Origin of the sequence: Thauera butanivorans NBRC 103042, assembly GCF_001591165.1 — a bacterium.
Lineage (GTDB): Bacteria > Pseudomonadota > Gammaproteobacteria > Burkholderiales > Rhodocyclaceae > Thauera > Thauera butanivorans.
Genome location: NZ_BCUG01000018.1, coordinates 1 through 13,217 on the forward strand (window position 1 = coordinate 1; position 13,217 = coordinate 13,217).

The 13,217-nt window shown below is 69.1% G+C and carries 19 protein-coding genes; 13 read left to right on the forward strand and 6 right to left on the reverse strand.

The annotated features are described in order from the left end of the window. The first annotated feature begins 135 nt into the window (after positions 1-135). The 11 genes from TBU01S_RS08495 (at position 136) to TBU01S_RS08545 (ending at position 8,534) form a co-directional block, all read left to right on the forward strand. A complete protein-coding gene (locus tag TBU01S_RS08495; protein WP_083953521.1) occupies positions 136-1,041 on the forward strand; it encodes a DMT family transporter in 906 nt (301 codons plus the stop codon). A 64-nt stretch (positions 1,042-1,105) separates the two neighbouring features. Further along, positions 1,106-1,714 (forward strand): class I SAM-dependent methyltransferase, encoded by a 609-nt coding sequence (locus TBU01S_RS08500; protein ID WP_068636217.1) that lies wholly within the window; start codon positions 1,106-1,108, stop codon positions 1,712-1,714. A 251-nt stretch (positions 1,715-1,965) separates the two neighbouring features. Further along, positions 1,966-2,835 carry an urease accessory protein UreD gene (locus TBU01S_RS08505; RefSeq protein WP_068636218.1) on the forward strand — a complete coding sequence of 290 codons (870 nt, stop codon included), beginning with the start codon at positions 1,966-1,968 and terminating at the stop codon, positions 2,833-2,835. A gap of 42 nt (positions 2,836-2,877) precedes the next feature. Beyond that, a complete protein-coding gene (ureA, locus tag TBU01S_RS08510) occupies positions 2,878-3,180 on the forward strand; it encodes an urease subunit gamma (RefSeq protein WP_068636219.1) in 303 nt (100 codons plus the stop codon). Positions 3,181-3,190: 10 nt separating this feature from the next. After that, positions 3,191-3,574: an urease subunit beta gene (locus TBU01S_RS08515; RefSeq protein ID WP_169802961.1), complete on the forward strand. Its 384-nt coding sequence runs from the start codon at positions 3,191-3,193 to the stop codon at positions 3,572-3,574. Position 3,575: 1 nt separating this feature from the next. Beyond that, the gene (gene ureC / locus TBU01S_RS08520) at positions 3,576-5,282 is read left to right on the forward strand and encodes an urease subunit alpha (protein WP_068636220.1); all 1,707 of its coding nucleotides are present in this window, start codon (positions 3,576-3,578) and stop codon (positions 5,280-5,282) included. Between the two features lie 53 nt (positions 5,283-5,335). Next, positions 5,336-5,863, forward strand: a complete 528-nt coding sequence (gene ureE / locus TBU01S_RS08525; protein WP_068636221.1) for an urease accessory protein UreE — start codon at positions 5,336-5,338, stop codon at positions 5,861-5,863. A gap of 35 nt (positions 5,864-5,898) precedes the next feature. Continuing rightward, complete coding sequence (locus tag TBU01S_RS08530) at positions 5,899-6,585, forward strand: urease accessory protein UreF (protein ID WP_068636319.1); 687 nt, start codon at positions 5,899-5,901, stop codon at positions 6,583-6,585. Then, a complete protein-coding gene (gene ureG / locus TBU01S_RS08535) occupies positions 6,582-7,214 on the forward strand; it encodes an urease accessory protein UreG (protein WP_068636222.1) in 633 nt (210 codons plus the stop codon). Before TBU01S_RS08530 ends, ureG begins: the two co-directional genes overlap by 4 nt. 58 nt (positions 7,215-7,272) lie before the next feature. Further along, on the forward strand, positions 7,273-7,845 hold the full coding sequence (locus TBU01S_RS08540) for a HupE/UreJ family protein (RefSeq protein WP_068636223.1): 573 nt from the start codon (positions 7,273-7,275) through the stop codon (positions 7,843-7,845). 98 nt (positions 7,846-7,943) lie between these two features. Further along, positions 7,944-8,534 carry an NADPH-dependent FMN reductase gene (locus TBU01S_RS08545; RefSeq protein ID WP_068636224.1) on the forward strand — a complete coding sequence of 197 codons (591 nt, stop codon included), beginning with the start codon at positions 7,944-7,946 and terminating at the stop codon, positions 8,532-8,534. A 25-nt stretch (positions 8,535-8,559) separates the two neighbouring features. Here TBU01S_RS08545 and TBU01S_RS08550 read toward each other — a convergent pair whose 3' ends face one another. Then, a complete protein-coding gene (locus TBU01S_RS08550) occupies positions 8,560-8,907 on the reverse strand; it encodes a DUF1840 domain-containing protein (RefSeq protein WP_068636225.1) in 348 nt (115 codons plus the stop codon). Positions 8,908-8,936: 29 nt separating this feature from the next. Further along, positions 8,937-9,494 (reverse strand): hypoxanthine-guanine phosphoribosyltransferase, encoded by a 558-nt coding sequence (locus TBU01S_RS08555; protein ID WP_068636320.1) that lies wholly within the window; start codon positions 9,492-9,494, stop codon positions 8,937-8,939. Positions 9,495-9,644: 150 nt separating this feature from the next. On the opposite strand from TBU01S_RS08555, the gene upp reads away from it, so the two are divergent. Next, entirely contained in the window at positions 9,645-10,277 is a 633-nt protein-coding gene (upp, locus tag TBU01S_RS08560) for a uracil phosphoribosyltransferase (RefSeq protein ID WP_068636226.1), read from the forward strand. A gap of 79 nt (positions 10,278-10,356) precedes the next feature. Here the strand turns inward: upp and TBU01S_RS08565 are convergent, their stop codons facing one another. From TBU01S_RS08565 to TBU01S_RS08575, 3 genes are read right to left on the reverse strand one after another with little or no spacing between them, the layout of a single operon-like run. Beyond that, positions 10,357-10,704 carry a YqjK-like family protein gene (locus tag TBU01S_RS08565; RefSeq protein WP_068636227.1) on the reverse strand — a complete coding sequence of 116 codons (348 nt, stop codon included), beginning with the start codon at positions 10,702-10,704 and terminating at the stop codon, positions 10,357-10,359. 13 nt (positions 10,705-10,717) lie between these two features. Next, positions 10,718-11,110: a phage holin family protein gene (locus tag TBU01S_RS08570; RefSeq protein ID WP_068636228.1), complete on the reverse strand. Its 393-nt coding sequence runs from the start codon at positions 11,108-11,110 to the stop codon at positions 10,718-10,720. Positions 11,111-11,118: 8 nt separating this feature from the next. Continuing rightward, positions 11,119-11,430 (reverse strand): ElaB/YgaM/YqjD family protein, encoded by a 312-nt coding sequence (locus TBU01S_RS08575; RefSeq protein WP_068636229.1) that lies wholly within the window; start codon positions 11,428-11,430, stop codon positions 11,119-11,121. Positions 11,431-11,701: 271 nt separating this feature from the next. Between TBU01S_RS08575 and rquA the strand changes: the two genes are divergently transcribed. After that, a complete protein-coding gene (gene rquA / locus TBU01S_RS08580; RefSeq protein WP_068636230.1) occupies positions 11,702-12,409 on the forward strand; it encodes a rhodoquinone biosynthesis methyltransferase RquA in 708 nt (235 codons plus the stop codon). An 18-nt stretch (positions 12,410-12,427) separates the two neighbouring features. On the opposite strand, the gene TBU01S_RS08585 is transcribed toward rquA, so the two are convergent. Continuing rightward, the gene (locus tag TBU01S_RS08585; RefSeq protein WP_068636231.1) at positions 12,428-13,210 is read right to left on the reverse strand and encodes an exodeoxyribonuclease III; all 783 of its coding nucleotides are present in this window, start codon (positions 13,208-13,210) and stop codon (positions 12,428-12,430) included. Positions 13,211-13,217: the final 7 nt, after the last annotated feature.

Consider the following 13,217-nt stretch of genomic DNA (forward strand, 5'->3'; position numbering starts at 1 on the left):
AGACTCGGCGCTGGGCGAGGGCGGCCGGCGAGGCAGGCCGGCAGCAGGCTTCGTTCCGATCATGAAATCAGATGGTGGGATCGCACCCGCCACGCTGCCGCCCCTGCGGCTGCCGGCTTCGAGGAGACACGGTCGATGAATGGAAACGAGGCGGCGGCATCGCAGGATGCAGCCGGAGCGGCAAGGCAGGCCATGCTCATCGTCCTGCTGACGGCCGCCACCATGCTGGCTTTCGCGGCCAATTCGCTGCTTACCCGGCTGGCTTTGCAGACCACGGCCATCGACCCGACATCCTTCATCGTCGTCCGTCTCGCCTCGGGTGCGGCGATGCTGGCGCTGATCGTGATGCTCCAGCGCCTCAGGCTGCCGTCGCTGCAGAAATCCTGGCCGTCCGCCGTGCTGCTGTTCATCTATGCGGTGGCTTTTTCCTTCGCCTATCGCGGCATCGACACCGGTGCGGGGGCGCTGCTGCTGTTCGCCAGCGCGCAACTGACGATGATCGCCTACGGCTATGCCCGCGGCGAGCGTGCCAGCCTGCCGGGCGTGCTGCTGGCACTCGCCGGTCTGGTGGCCTTCCTGGCGCCGGGCGCGGCGGCGCCGGCGCTGCTGCCTGCCGGGTTGATGACGATCGCCGGCATCGCCTGGGGCGGCTTCTCGCTGCTCGGGCGCTTCAGCCAGGACACGCCGGTGGGCAACACCGCCAGCAGTTTCATCTGGGCCCTGCCGCTGGCGCTCGGCCTGATGTTCCTGCAGCGCGACGCCATCCGGCTGGACGGCGTCGGCGTGGCCTATGCGTTGTTGTCCGGCGCCGTGATGTCGGGGCTGGGCTATGCGGTGTGGTACTGGGTCCGGGTGCGGATGACCGCGATCGCCGCCGGTTCGGTGCAACTGAGCGTGCCGGTGCTCAGTGCCCTGCTCGGCATGATGATGCTCGGCGAGCACCTGGGCGCGGAGCGCTGGCTGGCGGGCGCGGCGGTGCTGGCCGGCGTGGCGATCACCACCTTGTCGGCGGCCAGGCGTGCCCGGCAGCGCAAGGGCTGAAGTCTCCCTGCCGGCATCCGCCGCGGTCTGCCCGGTGTGCCGGGGTGCCGGCGCGCGTTCTTTCATGTGTGTCGAAGGGCGGGACTATCTTCGCTGCGGACGCTGCGAGGCGACTTTTCTGCTGCCCGCGCAGCGCCCGGCGGCGGCGGCCGAGCGGGCGGAATACGCGCTGCATTGCAACGATGCCGCCGATCCGGCTTATCGCCGCTTTCTCGGCCGTCTGGCCGCGCCGCTGCTGGCCCGATTGGCGCCGGCGAGTACGGGGCTGGACTACGGCTGTGGCCCCGGCCCGGCACTGGCCGGCATGCTGCGTGCAGCCGGACATGCGGTGGCGCTGTACGACCCCTTCTTCGCGCCGGATGCTGCGGTGCTGGCGCGAAGCTACGACTTCATCACCTGCACCGAGGCCGCGGAGCATTTCCATGACCCGGCAGCCGAATTCGCCCGCCTCGACGGCCTGCTGCGGCCCGGCGGCTGGCTGGCGGTGATGACCTGCTTCCAGGCCGACGATGCCCGCTTCGCCGGCTGGCATTACCGCCGTGATCCGACGCACGTGGTGTTCTACCGCGAGTCGACCTTCCGCTGGCTGGCGGATCGTTTCGGCTGGCAGTGCGAAGTGCCGTGCAAGGACGTGGTGCTGATGAGGAAAGCGCAGGGCGGCGAAACGCCGTAAGGCAGGGCGCTGGCCGCTGCGGCTTCAGCCTGCGGGATCGGGGCACGGCAGCAGGTTCGATGCACTCGGTGGCCTTGCCTCGAGACGCCGATCGAGTTCATGCACCGAGATGGTGCAAGTCTTCGAGTGCAGACCGTCCGATTGCCTGCCATCGACCGCTCCGGTGCCGGAGTGGCGCTGAAATTTCCTTGATCGACAAGCAGATACGGCCTTCATGCCAGTGCTGGAACGCCGTTTGCTTGTCGTCCGGCATGAACGCCGTAAGCACGCCCGAAACCCATGCCCTGGCCGAGCAGCCCGCCGGCCGTGGCTGGCGGGCCGAATTGCGCCTTGGCTATGAGCGGCGCGGCGGGCGGACGGTGCTGGCGCGCCGCGAACATGTCGGACCGCTGGTGGTGCAGCGGGCGCTGTATCCCGAAGGGGAGGCGGTGTGCCACACCATTCTGGTGCATCCACCGGCGGGAATTGCGGGCGGCGACCGCCTGAGCGTCGATCTCGACGTCGGTCCGGGCGCGCATGCGCTGGTGACCACCCCGGGCGCGGGCAAGTGGTACCGCAGTGCGGGGCAGGTGGGTTCTCTGGTGCAGCGCATCGAAGTCGCTGCCGGCGGCGTCTGCGAATGGTTGCCGCAGGAGAGCATCGTCTTCGACGGCGCGCTGGGCGAGCTGTCCTCCGAAGTGCGCCTGCATGGCGACGCCTGCTTCATCGGCACCGAGATGCTGTGCTTCGGGCGCACCGCGTCCGGCGAGCGCTTCGGCCATGGCGAACTGGCGATGCGCACCCGGATCGAGCGCGACGGCCGCCCGCTGTGGCTCGAGCGCGGTGTGCTGGCGGGCGGCAGCGCTTTGCTCGGCGCGGCGGTGGGCATGCAGGGACAGCCGGTCGGCGGCAGCTTCGTCGTCGCCTCGCCGCACTGTGATGGTGCATTGCTCGAATGCTGGCGCGGCATCGAAACCGAGGCGGGCGAGGGCGCGGTGACGCTGCTGCCCGGCCTGCTGCTGGCGCGCTGGCTGGGGCCGGCATGCGAGCCGGGGCGGGCGTGGTTCGCGCGCCTGTGGGCGGCGGCGCGGCCGGTGGTGGCCGGGCGGCCGGCGCAGACCCCGCGCATCTGGAATACCTGATCAATTGTGTTGCAGGCGGCGCCCGGCGCCGCGGAGAGGACGATGGAACTGACGCCACGCGAGAAGGACAAGCTGCTGATCTTCACCGCCGGCCTGCTGGCCGAGCGGCGGCGCGCACGAGGCTTGAAGCTGAACTACCCGGAGGCGGTGGCGCTGATCACCTGCGCGATCCTCGAGGGCGCGCGCGACGGCCGCACGGTGGCCGAACTGATGAGCCACGGCGCGACGCTGCTGACGCGCGAGGAGGTGATGGAAGGGGTGGCGGAGATGATCCCGGACATCCAGGTCGAGGCGACGTTTCCGGATGGAACCAAGCTGGTGACGGTGCATGCGCCGATCGTGTGAGGAGAAAAGGATGATCCCAGGAGAATTCTTCGTCGCCGACGGCGACATCGAGCTCAACGCCGGCCGCGCCACGCTGAGCCTGGCGGTGAGCAATACCGGCGACCGCCCGATCCAGGTCGGTTCGCACTACCACTTTGCCGAGACCAATGACGCGCTGGTATTCGACCGCGCGGCGGCGCGTGGCTTCCGGCTGAACATCGCGGCGGGCACGGCGGTGCGCTTCGAGCCGGGGCAGTCGCGCACCGTCGAGCTGGTGGCGCTGGCCGGCGAGCGTGAGGTGTATGGCTTCAACGGCCAGGTGATGGGAGCACTGGGCGAACCTCCGCGCGCATTGCATTCGCTGCCCCCCATGGGGACGCGGGCCTCCCTCGGGGCGGCCCGGCAGGAGGCCTGAGATGGCAATGATTTCGCGCCGCGCCTATGCGGAAATGTTCGGCCCGACGGTGGGCGACCGGCTGCGGCTGGCGGACACCGAGCTCGTGATCGAGGTCGAGAAGGACTGGACGATCTATGGTGAGGAGGTGAAGTTCGGCGGCGGCAAGGTGATCCGTGACGGCATGGGCCAGGGCCAGGACGTGTCGGCCAACGTGGCGGACACCCTCATCACCAACGCGTTGATCATCGATGCGGTGACCGGCATCGTCAAGGCCGACGTCGGCCTCAAGGACGGGCGCATCTGGTGCATCGGCAAGGGCGGCAACCCGGACATCCAGCCGGGGGTGACGATTCCGGTCGGCGCCGGCACCGAGGTCATCGCCGGCGAGGGCATGATCCTGACCGCCGGCGGCATCGACAGCCACATCCACTGGATCTGCCCGCAGCAGATCGACGAGGCGCTGAGCAGCGGCGTCACCACCATGCTGGGCGGTGGCACCGGGCCGGCGACCGGCACTTTCGCCACCACCTGCACGCCGGGGCCGTGGCACATCCATCGCATGCTGGAGGCGGCGGATGCCTTTCCGATGAACATGGGTTTCTTCGGCAAGGGCAACGCCAGCCTGCCGGCGCCGCTGAAGGAGCAGGTGGCGGCGGGCGCGATCGGCCTGAAGCTGCACGAGGACTGGGGCACGACGCCGGCGGCGATCGACAACTGCCTGACGGTGGCCGACGAGATGGACGTGCAGGTGGCGATCCACTCCGATACGCTCAACGAGTCCGGCTTCGTCGAGACCACGCTGGCCGCGTTCAAGGACCGCACGATCCACACCTTCCACACCGAAGGCGCCGGTGGCGGCCATGCGCCGGACATCATCAAGGCGATCAGCCGGCCCAACGTGCTGCCGTCGTCCACCAACCCGACGCGGCCCTACACCGTCAACACCATCGACGAGCATCTCGACATGCTGATGGTATGCCACCACCTCGACCCCGCGATCGCCGAGGACGTCGCTTTCGCCGAGTCGCGCATCCGGCGCGAGACCATCGCCGCCGAGGACATCCTGCACGACACCGGCGCGTTCTCGATGATGTCCTCGGATTCGCAGGCGATGGGCCGCGTGGGCGAGGTGGTGATCCGCACCTGGCAGACCGCGCACAAGATGAAGCTGCAGCGCGGCCCGCTGGCCGAGGATGCAGGCAGCGGCCATGACAACTTCCGCGTGCGCCGCTACATCGCCAAATACACCATCAATCCGGCGATCACGCACGGCATCGCGCACGTGGTCGGTTCGATCGAGGAAGGCAAGCTCGCCGACCTGGTGCTGTGGCGGCCGGCCTTCTTCGGCGTCAAGCCGAGCCTGGTGCTGAAGGGCGGCATGATCGTGGTGGCGGCGATGGGCGACCCGAATGCGTCGATCCCGACGCCGCAGCCGGTGCATTACCGGCCGATGTTCGGCAGCTTCGGCCGCGCGCTGAGGACCTCCGTCACCTTCGTGTCGCAGGCCGCGCTGCACAACCCGGCAGTGGCGGCGCTCGGCCTGCACAAGCCGCTGGTGGCGGTGAAAGGCTGCCGCACGGTGCAGAAGCGCGACATGGTGCTCAACGGCGCCACGCCGGACATCGAAGTCGATCCTGAAACCTACGTCGTCCGCGCCGATGGCGAGCACCTGGTGTGCGAGCCGGCGGACACGCTGCCGATGGCGCAGCGCTATTTCCTGTTCTGAATCCAGCCATGACGACTACCCTGACTCCAGACACCGGTGCGCCGGCCGCCGGGATGCCGGCCAACGATACCCTGGTCGAAACCGCTGCGGTGTTGCTGATCGAATCGCTGCACGAGGGCGCCGAAGTGGCGGCCGAGGTGCTCGAACTCGATTTCAACTACCGCACCAAGAGCCGCCTGCGCGCGAAGCTGGCGTCGGGCGCCGAGGCCGGGCTGTTCCTGCCGCGCGGCACCATCCTGCGCGGCGGGCAGAAGCTGCGCGCGAACGACGGCCGCATCGTCGAAGTCCGCGCCGCGCCCGAAGAGCTGATCGAAGCCCGCTGCGCCTCGGCGGTCGAGCTTGCGCGCGCGGCCTACCACCTGGGCAACCGCCACGTCGCGGTGCAGGTCGGCAGCGATGCCGGCGGCGGCTGGCTGCGCATCCAGGCCGACCATGTGCTCGAAGGCATGCTCGCCGGCCTGGGCGCGCAGCTCGTGAAGCTGCATGCGCCGTTCGAGCCCGAGGCCGGCGCCTATGCCCATGGCCACCAGCACCCCGGCGACGGCAGCGGCGCGCGCATCCACCTGATGGCGGGGCGCTGAAGGTGGCCGTGCCGCTCGTTCCGGGCGCCACCGGCATGGGCTTGCTGCCCTTGCTGCGCCTGCTGCAGTTGAGCAGCCCGGCGCTGCCGGTGGGTGCCTACACCTATTCGCAGGGGCTGGAGTGGGCGGTGGAAAGCGGCGCGGTGCGCACCGAGGCGGAGGCCGCGGCGTGGATCGGCGGCCTGCTGGAATGGAGCCTGGCGCGCTTCGAGGCGCCGTTGCTGGCCTGCCAGCTCGCGGCCTGGCGCGCAGGCGACGATGGCGAGGTGCTGCGCCTCAACGACGACTTCCTCGCCAGCCGCGAAAGCGCCGAGCTGCGCGCCGAGAGCGTGCAGATGGGCTGGTCGCTGGTGCGCCTGCTGGCCGAGCTGGACGCTTTCGCCGCGCTGCCCGGCTGGCGCGAACGCCTGCTCGCCGTCGATACGCCGGCCTTCCCGACCGCGTGGTCGGCCGCCGCCGCGGCCTGGCGGGTGCCGGCCGAGCAGGCGCTGGCGGCCTACCTGTGGGCCTGGGCCGAGAACCAGGTGATGGCGGCGGTGAAATGCGTGCCGCTGGGCCAGAGCGCCGGCCAGCGCCTGCTCGCCGCGCTGGGCGAACGCATCGCGCCGCTGGCGGGCACGGCGCTGTCTCTGCCCGAAGCGCGCTGGAGCAACCACACCCCCGGCCTGGCGATCGCCAGCAGCCGGCACGAAACCCAATACACGAGGCTTTTCAGATCATGAGCACGCATGTCCCCAACCAGCGCGGACCCTTGCGCGTCGGTATCGGCGGTCCGGTCGGTTCGGGCAAGACCGCGCTGACGCTGGCGTTGTGCCTGACCCTGCGCGACAAGTACGACATCGCCGTCGTCACCAACGACATCTACACCGCCGAGGACGCGCAGTTCCTGGTGCGCAACGAGGCGCTGGCGCCGGAGCGCATCATCGGCGTCGAGACCGGCGGCTGTCCGCACACCGCGATCCGCGAGGATGCGTCGATCAACCTGGAAGCGGTGGATCGCCTCAACGCGCGCTTTCCGGGGCTGGACATCATCTTCGTCGAATCCGGCGGCGACAACCTGGCGGCGACCTTCTCGCCCGAGCTGTCCGACCTGACGATCTACGTCATCGACGTCTCCGCCGGCGACAAGATCCCGCGCAAGGGCGGGCCGGGCATCACCCGCAGCGACCTGCTGGTCATCAACAAGATCGATCTCGCGCCGCTGGTGGGGGCATCCTTGGACGTCATGGAGCGCGACGCATGCAGGATGCGCGGCCCGCGCCCCTTCGTCTTCTCCAACCAGAAGACCGGGCAGGGACTGGCCGAGATCATCGGCTTCATCGAACGCCAGGGCATGCTGGTCGCCGCCTGATGCGGCTGCAAACCAGGGACACCAGAAAGAACGACACCCGATCACAGGAGCCATCGCCATGAAGAGCCGTTTCGCACTTGCCGCAATCCTTGCCGCCGCCTCGGGCGCGGCACTCGCCCATCCCGGCCACGAAACGGCCGGCTTCCTTTCCGGCTTCGCCCATCCGCTGGGCGGCCTCGACCACCTGTTGGCGATGCTGGCCGTCGGCCTGTACGCCGCACGCCAGCCGGGCGCGGCGCGCTGGATGCTGCCGGCCGGCTTCGTGCTGGCGATGCTTGCAGGCGCCGGGCTCGGCGCCCTTGGCGTGGCGCTGCCGGCGGTCGAGGCGGGCATCGCCGCCTCGGTGCTGGTGTTCGGCCTGCTGATCGCATTTGCCGCACGCTTGCCACTGGCGGCCAGCCTGCCGCTGGTCGCCGCGTTCGCGCTGTTTCACGGCCATGCGCACCATGCCGAAATGGGCAGCGCCAGTCTCGCGGCCTATGCGCTGGGGTTTGCGCTGGCGACCATGCTGCTGCACGGCACCGGCTATCTGATTGCGCGCTGGATGCCGGAAACGCCCGTCGCGCAGGGCATCAGGCGGGCGCTGGGCGCGCTCGTCGCGGGAACGGGGGCGGTGTTGCTGGGGGTGTGATCCGGTGTGTCGGTGCCGCCGAATTCGGGCGTCGCCGCGAAAGTTGTGCCAGAGTACGGCCCGAAAAGCTGTTTCTCGCTGACACGGAGCAAGCGCGCATGAAAGAAACGCCCCGCATCGTCGTGATGGCCGGCAGCAGCCGGCGGGATGCCTTGTCGCGCAAGCTTGCCGCCGCCTGCGTCGCGCCCTTGCAGGCAGCCGGCGCCGAGGCGCGCCTGATCGAGCTTGCCGATTACCCCGCGCCGCTGTACAACGGCGATCTCGAAGCCGAATCCGGCCTGCCGCCGTGCATCGTCGAGCTGCAGCGGACGCTGTATGACAGCGATGGCCTGCTGGTGGTGAATCCGGAGTACAACGGTTCGATCACGCCACTGCTGAAGAACACGCTCGACTGGTGCTCGCGCCCGAATGCGGCCGATCGGACACGTTCAGGCGGCGCGGTGTATGCCGGCCGGGCGGCGGCGGTGCTCGGCACGTCGGCCGGTGCGCTGGGCGGCATGCGCGTGCTGTTCCACGTGCGCGACATCCTCGGCTATCTCGGCATGCAGGTGATTCCGCAGCAGCTTGCGATCGCCCATGCGGACAGAGCAGTCGGCGACGACGGCAGCCTGTGCGACGCGGCGCAGCGCACAGCGCTGGACAGGCTGTCGGCGGCCCTGGTCGATACCGCGCGGCGGCTGCGCGGCTGAAGCGCCGCGCAGGCCGGGTGCTGCCTCAGCTACCCCAGGTGACCGGCACCGCTTCTTTCTGCGCGGTTTCGAGCATGTCGAGCAGCGGCCAGGCGCGTTGCGCGAGCCCGACCGGCGCCGCCATGCCGCTGCGGCCGGCCTCGCGGTCGGCGGCATCGTCCTTTTCGGTGCGCTGGCGTTCGAGCTCGGCCTGGCGCGCGCGGTCTTCCTCGATCGCGGCGCGCAGGCGGACGATCGCATCCGGCAACTGCTCGACCGTGACGATGCCCTGGCTGTCGGCAGCGTCCTTGCCCATGATGGCGATGAGCTTCTTCGCCGAGTCGCCCAGCATCAGCACGTCGGCGCTGGCGGAAGACTTGAAGGTGTAGAGCATGGCGAGTCTCCTGGTGGTCGGGGTCGGTCTTACAGGCCTTTGACGGCGTAGATGCCCGGGGCGTTGCGCCAATAGCCCTTGTAGTCCATGCCGCAGCCGAACAGGAAGCGGTCGGCGACGTCGAGGCCGCTGAAATCGGCACGCATGCCGGGGCTGGCCTTGCGTTCGTGCAGCTTGTGTACCAGCACCGCGGACAGCACTTCGGCGGCGCCTTCGTGCTTCAGGTGTTCGACGATGGCTTTCAGCGTGTGGCCCTCGTCGAGGATGTCGTCCAGCACCAGCACGCTGCGGCCGCGCAGGTCCTGCGTCGGACGCACGCGCCAGTCGAGCTGCGTGCCCTGCAGCGCATGGCCGTAGCGGGTGGCGTGCAGGTAGGCGACTTCGAGCGGGAACTGGAGGCGCGGCAGGATGCGTCCGGCCAGGATGAGGCCGCCGTTCATCACCGCATAGACCAGCGGATTGCTGTCGGCCAGGCGCGCGGTGATGGCCGCCGCCATGCGGTCGAGCGCCGCATCCACGGTTGCGCCGTCGGCGAGGCAGTCCGCTTCCTCGCGGGCGCGTTTGATTTCTTCCAGATCTGCTTGCATGTCGATGAGCCGCGGAGCCATGCCTGGCGAATGTTCAGGCCTGTCATTCTAGCGCCGAACCGGAAACGGCGCCGGGTGCCGTGTGTTCTTGTGCGCGCTTCGGCGGCGCGGTAAAAGAGGCAGGTCTTTGCCCTGCAGCCTGGAACCGCCATGCCCATCCACGAAATCTGCCACCCGCTCGTGCGCCACAAGATCGGCCTGATGCGCGAAGGCGATGTCAGTACCAAGAAATTCCGCGAGCTCACGGCCGAGATCGCGCGCCTGCTGGCCTACGAGGCCTGCAAGGATTTTCCGCTGGAAACGGTCGAGATCGATGGCTGGGCGGGTCCGGTCCGGATCGAGCGCATCAAGGGCAAGAAAGTCACCGTGGTGCCCATCCTGCGCGCCGGGCTGGGCATGCTCGACGGCGTGCTCGACATGGTGCCGAGTGCCAAGGTCAGCGTCGTCGGCATCGCGCGCGACGAGGAAACCCTGCAGCCGGTGCCGTACTTCGAGAAATTCGTCGGCCAGCTGGACGAGCGGATGGCGCTGATCATCGATCCGATGCTGGCCACCGGCGGCTCGCTGGCGGCCACGGTCGATATGCTCAAGCGCAAGGGCTGCAGGCAGGTTCGTGCGCTGGTGCTGGTGGCGGCGCCAGAGGGCATCGCGCTGATGAACGCGCAGCACCCGGATGTCGACATCTTCACCGCCAGCATCGACAGCCACCTCGACGGCCAGGGCTACATCATTCCCGGGCTCGGCGATGCGGGCGACAAGATCTTCGGTACCCGCCACGACTGATCTGCGGTGTGCCGCGGCGGACCTTGCTTCCGGGCAATGAGGCCGCCGGCCGGCGGCACGTGGGGAATGATGGCGCCGTTCAGGCCGACAGCGCGCGCTTCAGCGAGCGCAGCAGGCGCCGCAGCACCGGGACGGCAAACGGCAGCAGACGGCTGCCGCGAGCCTGGCGCAGCAGCAGCCAGCCCAGCCAGGCGCGCCGGGCCAGGCGCAAGGTGAGGCGTGGCTTGAACAGCAGCACGGTGATCACGCCGATCGACAGCAGCGGCACCTTTTCCTTCGCCCACGACAACTGGTCGCGCACGGCATCGAGGCGCGACAGGCCGGCTTCGATGCCGGCCAGGCGCGCCGCCATGTCTTCGCGCTGGGCCTCGGCGCGAAGCTGCAGGCGCTGCTTGCGCAGGGCGATGTCGACGAGTCGCGGGTCCATGGCGGAAAGCCGTTCAGCCGTCGTCGTCGGGCGCGCGCAGGGCATCCCGGTCGCGGGCGAGTTCGGCGAGGCTGGCGGCGAACAGCCGGCTGCCCTGCTTGAAATCGCGTGCCACGTTGGTGGCGGTGAACAGCGCACCGCCGAGGCAGATCGCGGTGGACAGGCCGAGTGCGAGCAGGCGGTGCTCCTCCCAGAACAGCACGGTCAGGAACACCATCAGGAAGACCAGGCCGAAGCCCAGCAGCAGCCCGCACAGCACGATGTTGATCGCCAGGCGGGCGAGGCGCAGCTTTTCTTCCTGCGCCTCGAGTGCCAGCAGTTCGAGCCGCGTCTGCAGCGTCTGCAGCGCGGCATCGGCGATGCCGCGCAGGCGCCCGGCCAGGCGAGGCTTGCGGGCCTGCTCCATCTTCGGCGTCAGCGGCGGCTGGCGAGCAGGCCGAGCAGGAAGGCGACGCCGGCGGCGACGCCCAGCGACTGCCAGGGGTGCTCATGCACGTAGTCGTCGGTGGCGCGGGCGGCCTTCTTGCCCGAATCGATCAGCGCGGCTTCGGCGTCGGACAGCTTGGCCTTGGCTGCGGCGAGGCGTTCGGTGATGCGGCCGCGCAGGTCGCCCAGCTTGTCGCCGGTCTGGTCGGCGGTCAGGGCAAGCAGATCTTCTGCGTCGGTGATGATGGCCCTGAGATCATCGACGAGCTTGTCTTTCGAGGGGACTGCAGCTTTGGCCATGGTATCTCTCCTTGTTCATCCGTCATGAATGATCGCGCTTCTGCGCGCCCATCCACAGGCTAACGCCGCCGGGGGGCAAAGGCAATGCAAAAGCGGGTAACAAAAAATGGGTGCGTACCCTGAAATGGGCGCCAGTGCTGGCGCCGGAGGGTTTGTGCGGCGCAAAACCGCGTATAGTCCGACGAAGACCAACAGCCTGACGGCATCGTCCGGATACGCCATCCGTGTGGCGGGCGGCCAGCCAGGCAGCGATTCCCTTTCCCTCTGCCCGATGAGCATACGTACCGAATCCGTGCCGCAGGCCGGTAACAAGGCGTCCGGCGCGAAGCTGCCGGAATATCTGCGCCGCACCTATACCTGGGCCTACCTGAGCCCGCGCACCATGCCCTGGCTGGACCGGGCGCCGGTGGTGTCGGCAATCCTGTGGGGCAACGCCGGCCGCCTGATGCGCTGGGCGGCGGCGCAGTTCGCGCCGGGCGAGCACGTTTTGCAGGCGGCCTGCGTGTATGGCGATTTCTCGCCGATGCTGGCGCGGCGCGTCGGCCCGCAGGGGCGCCTGTCGATCCGCGACGTGGCGCCGATCCAGATCGACAACGTGCGGCGCAAGCTCGCCGGCCTGCCGCAGGCCGACGCCGAAGTGGCCGATCTCGTCGATCCACTGCCCACGCGTTATGACGCCGTGTGCTGTTTCTTCCTGCTCCACGAGGTGCCCGAGGCCGAGCGGCGGCGCATCGTCGCCAACCTGCTCGCGGCGGTGAAGCCCGGCGGCCGCGCGGTGTTCGTCGATTACCACCGGCCGCGCCCCTGGCATCCGCTGGCGCCGGTGATGGCGGGCGTGTTCCGTTGGCTGGAGCCCTTCGCCGAATCCCTGCTCGACGAGCCGCTGGGGACCCTCGCCGACGAGGCGGGCGACTTCGAGTGGCACAAGCAGACCCGCTTCGGCGGCCTCTACCAGCTCGTGGTGGCGCGCCGCCGCTGAGGCTGTGCGTGGCCTGCCCTACAGCGCCCAGTCGTAGTCGACCGTCAGCGGCGCATGATCCGAGAAGCGCTGCTCCTTGTACACCGCAGTGGCCAGCGCCGTGCCCGCGATGGCGGGCGTGGCGATCTGGTAGTCCAGCCTCCAGCCGACGTTCTTCGCCCAGGCCTGGCCGCGGTTCGACCACCACGTGTAGCAGGCATCGGTGGCCTCGGGGTGCAGGCGGCGATAGACGTCGATCCAGCCCTGCTCGTCGAACAGGCGGCTGAGCCAGGCGCGCTCCTCGGGCAGGAAGCCCGAGTTCTTCTGGTTCGATTTCCAGTTCTTCAGGTCGATCTCGCGGTGGGCGATGTTCCAGTCGCCGCAGACGACGACTTCCTGGCCGCTGGCGGCGAGCGCGGCCATGTGCGGCAGGAAGCGGTCCATGAAGCTGAACTTGATCTGCAGGCGCTCTTCCGAGCTCGATCCCGAGGGCAGGTACAGCGACACCACCGACAGCTTGCCGAAATCGAGCTGCAGGAAGCGGCCCTCGGCGTCGATGTCGGCGATGCCCAGGCCTTCGACGACGCGGTCCGGCTCGATGCGGCTGTAGATGCCGACGCCGCTGTAGCCCTTCTTCTCGGCATGGTGGAACCAGCCTTTCATGCCTTCCGGGCTGCGCATTTCCGGATTCAGGTCGCCGGCCTGTGCTTTCAGCTCCTGCATGCAGACGATGTCGGCCTGCTGGCGGGGCAGCCAGTCCAGGTAACCCTTGCTGACTGCGGAGCGGATGCCGTTGAGGTTGAGGGAGATGATGCGTAACATGGATGCT

What these genes read in the sequence shown, in the direction of transcription:
- TBU01S_RS08495 (WP_083953521.1), top strand. Translation starts at nt 136, where the DNA reads ATGAATGGAAACGAGGCGGCGGCATCGCAGGATGCAGCCGGAGCGGCA.
- TBU01S_RS08500 (WP_068636217.1), top strand. Translation starts at nt 1,106, where the DNA reads ATGTGTGTCGAAGGGCGGGACTATCTTCGCTGCGGACGCTGCGAGGCG.
- TBU01S_RS08505 (WP_068636218.1), top strand. Translation starts at nt 1,966, where the DNA reads ATGAACGCCGTAAGCACGCCCGAAACCCATGCCCTGGCCGAGCAGCCC.
- ureA (WP_068636219.1), top strand. Translation starts at nt 2,878, where the DNA reads ATGGAACTGACGCCACGCGAGAAGGACAAGCTGCTGATCTTCACCGCC.
- TBU01S_RS08515 (WP_169802961.1), top strand. Translation starts at nt 3,191, where the DNA reads ATGATCCCAGGAGAATTCTTCGTCGCCGACGGCGACATCGAGCTCAAC.
- ureC (WP_068636220.1), top strand. Translation starts at nt 3,576, where the DNA reads ATGGCAATGATTTCGCGCCGCGCCTATGCGGAAATGTTCGGCCCGACG.
- ureE (WP_068636221.1), top strand. Translation starts at nt 5,336, where the DNA reads ATGCCGGCCAACGATACCCTGGTCGAAACCGCTGCGGTGTTGCTGATC.
- TBU01S_RS08530 (WP_068636319.1), top strand. Translation starts at nt 5,899, where the DNA reads ATGGGCTTGCTGCCCTTGCTGCGCCTGCTGCAGTTGAGCAGCCCGGCG.
- ureG (WP_068636222.1), top strand. Translation starts at nt 6,582, where the DNA reads ATGAGCACGCATGTCCCCAACCAGCGCGGACCCTTGCGCGTCGGTATC.
- TBU01S_RS08540 (WP_068636223.1), top strand. Translation starts at nt 7,273, where the DNA reads ATGAAGAGCCGTTTCGCACTTGCCGCAATCCTTGCCGCCGCCTCGGGC.
- TBU01S_RS08545 (WP_068636224.1), top strand. Translation starts at nt 7,944, where the DNA reads ATGAAAGAAACGCCCCGCATCGTCGTGATGGCCGGCAGCAGCCGGCGG.
- TBU01S_RS08550 (WP_068636225.1), bottom strand. Translation starts at nt 8,907, where the DNA reads ATGCTCTACACCTTCAAGTCTTCCGCCAGCGCCGACGTGCTGATGCTG.
- TBU01S_RS08555 (WP_068636320.1), bottom strand. Translation starts at nt 9,494, where the DNA reads ATGCAAGCAGATCTGGAAGAAATCAAACGCGCCCGCGAGGAAGCGGAC.
- upp (WP_068636226.1), top strand. Translation starts at nt 9,645, where the DNA reads ATGCCCATCCACGAAATCTGCCACCCGCTCGTGCGCCACAAGATCGGC.
- TBU01S_RS08565 (WP_068636227.1), bottom strand. Translation starts at nt 10,704, where the DNA reads ATGGACCCGCGACTCGTCGACATCGCCCTGCGCAAGCAGCGCCTGCAG.
- TBU01S_RS08570 (WP_068636228.1), bottom strand. Translation starts at nt 11,110, where the DNA reads ATGGAGCAGGCCCGCAAGCCTCGCCTGGCCGGGCGCCTGCGCGGCATC.
- TBU01S_RS08575 (WP_068636229.1), bottom strand. Translation starts at nt 11,430, where the DNA reads ATGGCCAAAGCTGCAGTCCCCTCGAAAGACAAGCTCGTCGATGATCTC.
- rquA (WP_068636230.1), top strand. Translation starts at nt 11,702, where the DNA reads ATGAGCATACGTACCGAATCCGTGCCGCAGGCCGGTAACAAGGCGTCC.
- TBU01S_RS08585 (WP_068636231.1), bottom strand. Translation starts at nt 13,210, where the DNA reads ATGTTACGCATCATCTCCCTCAACCTCAACGGCATCCGCTCCGCAGTC.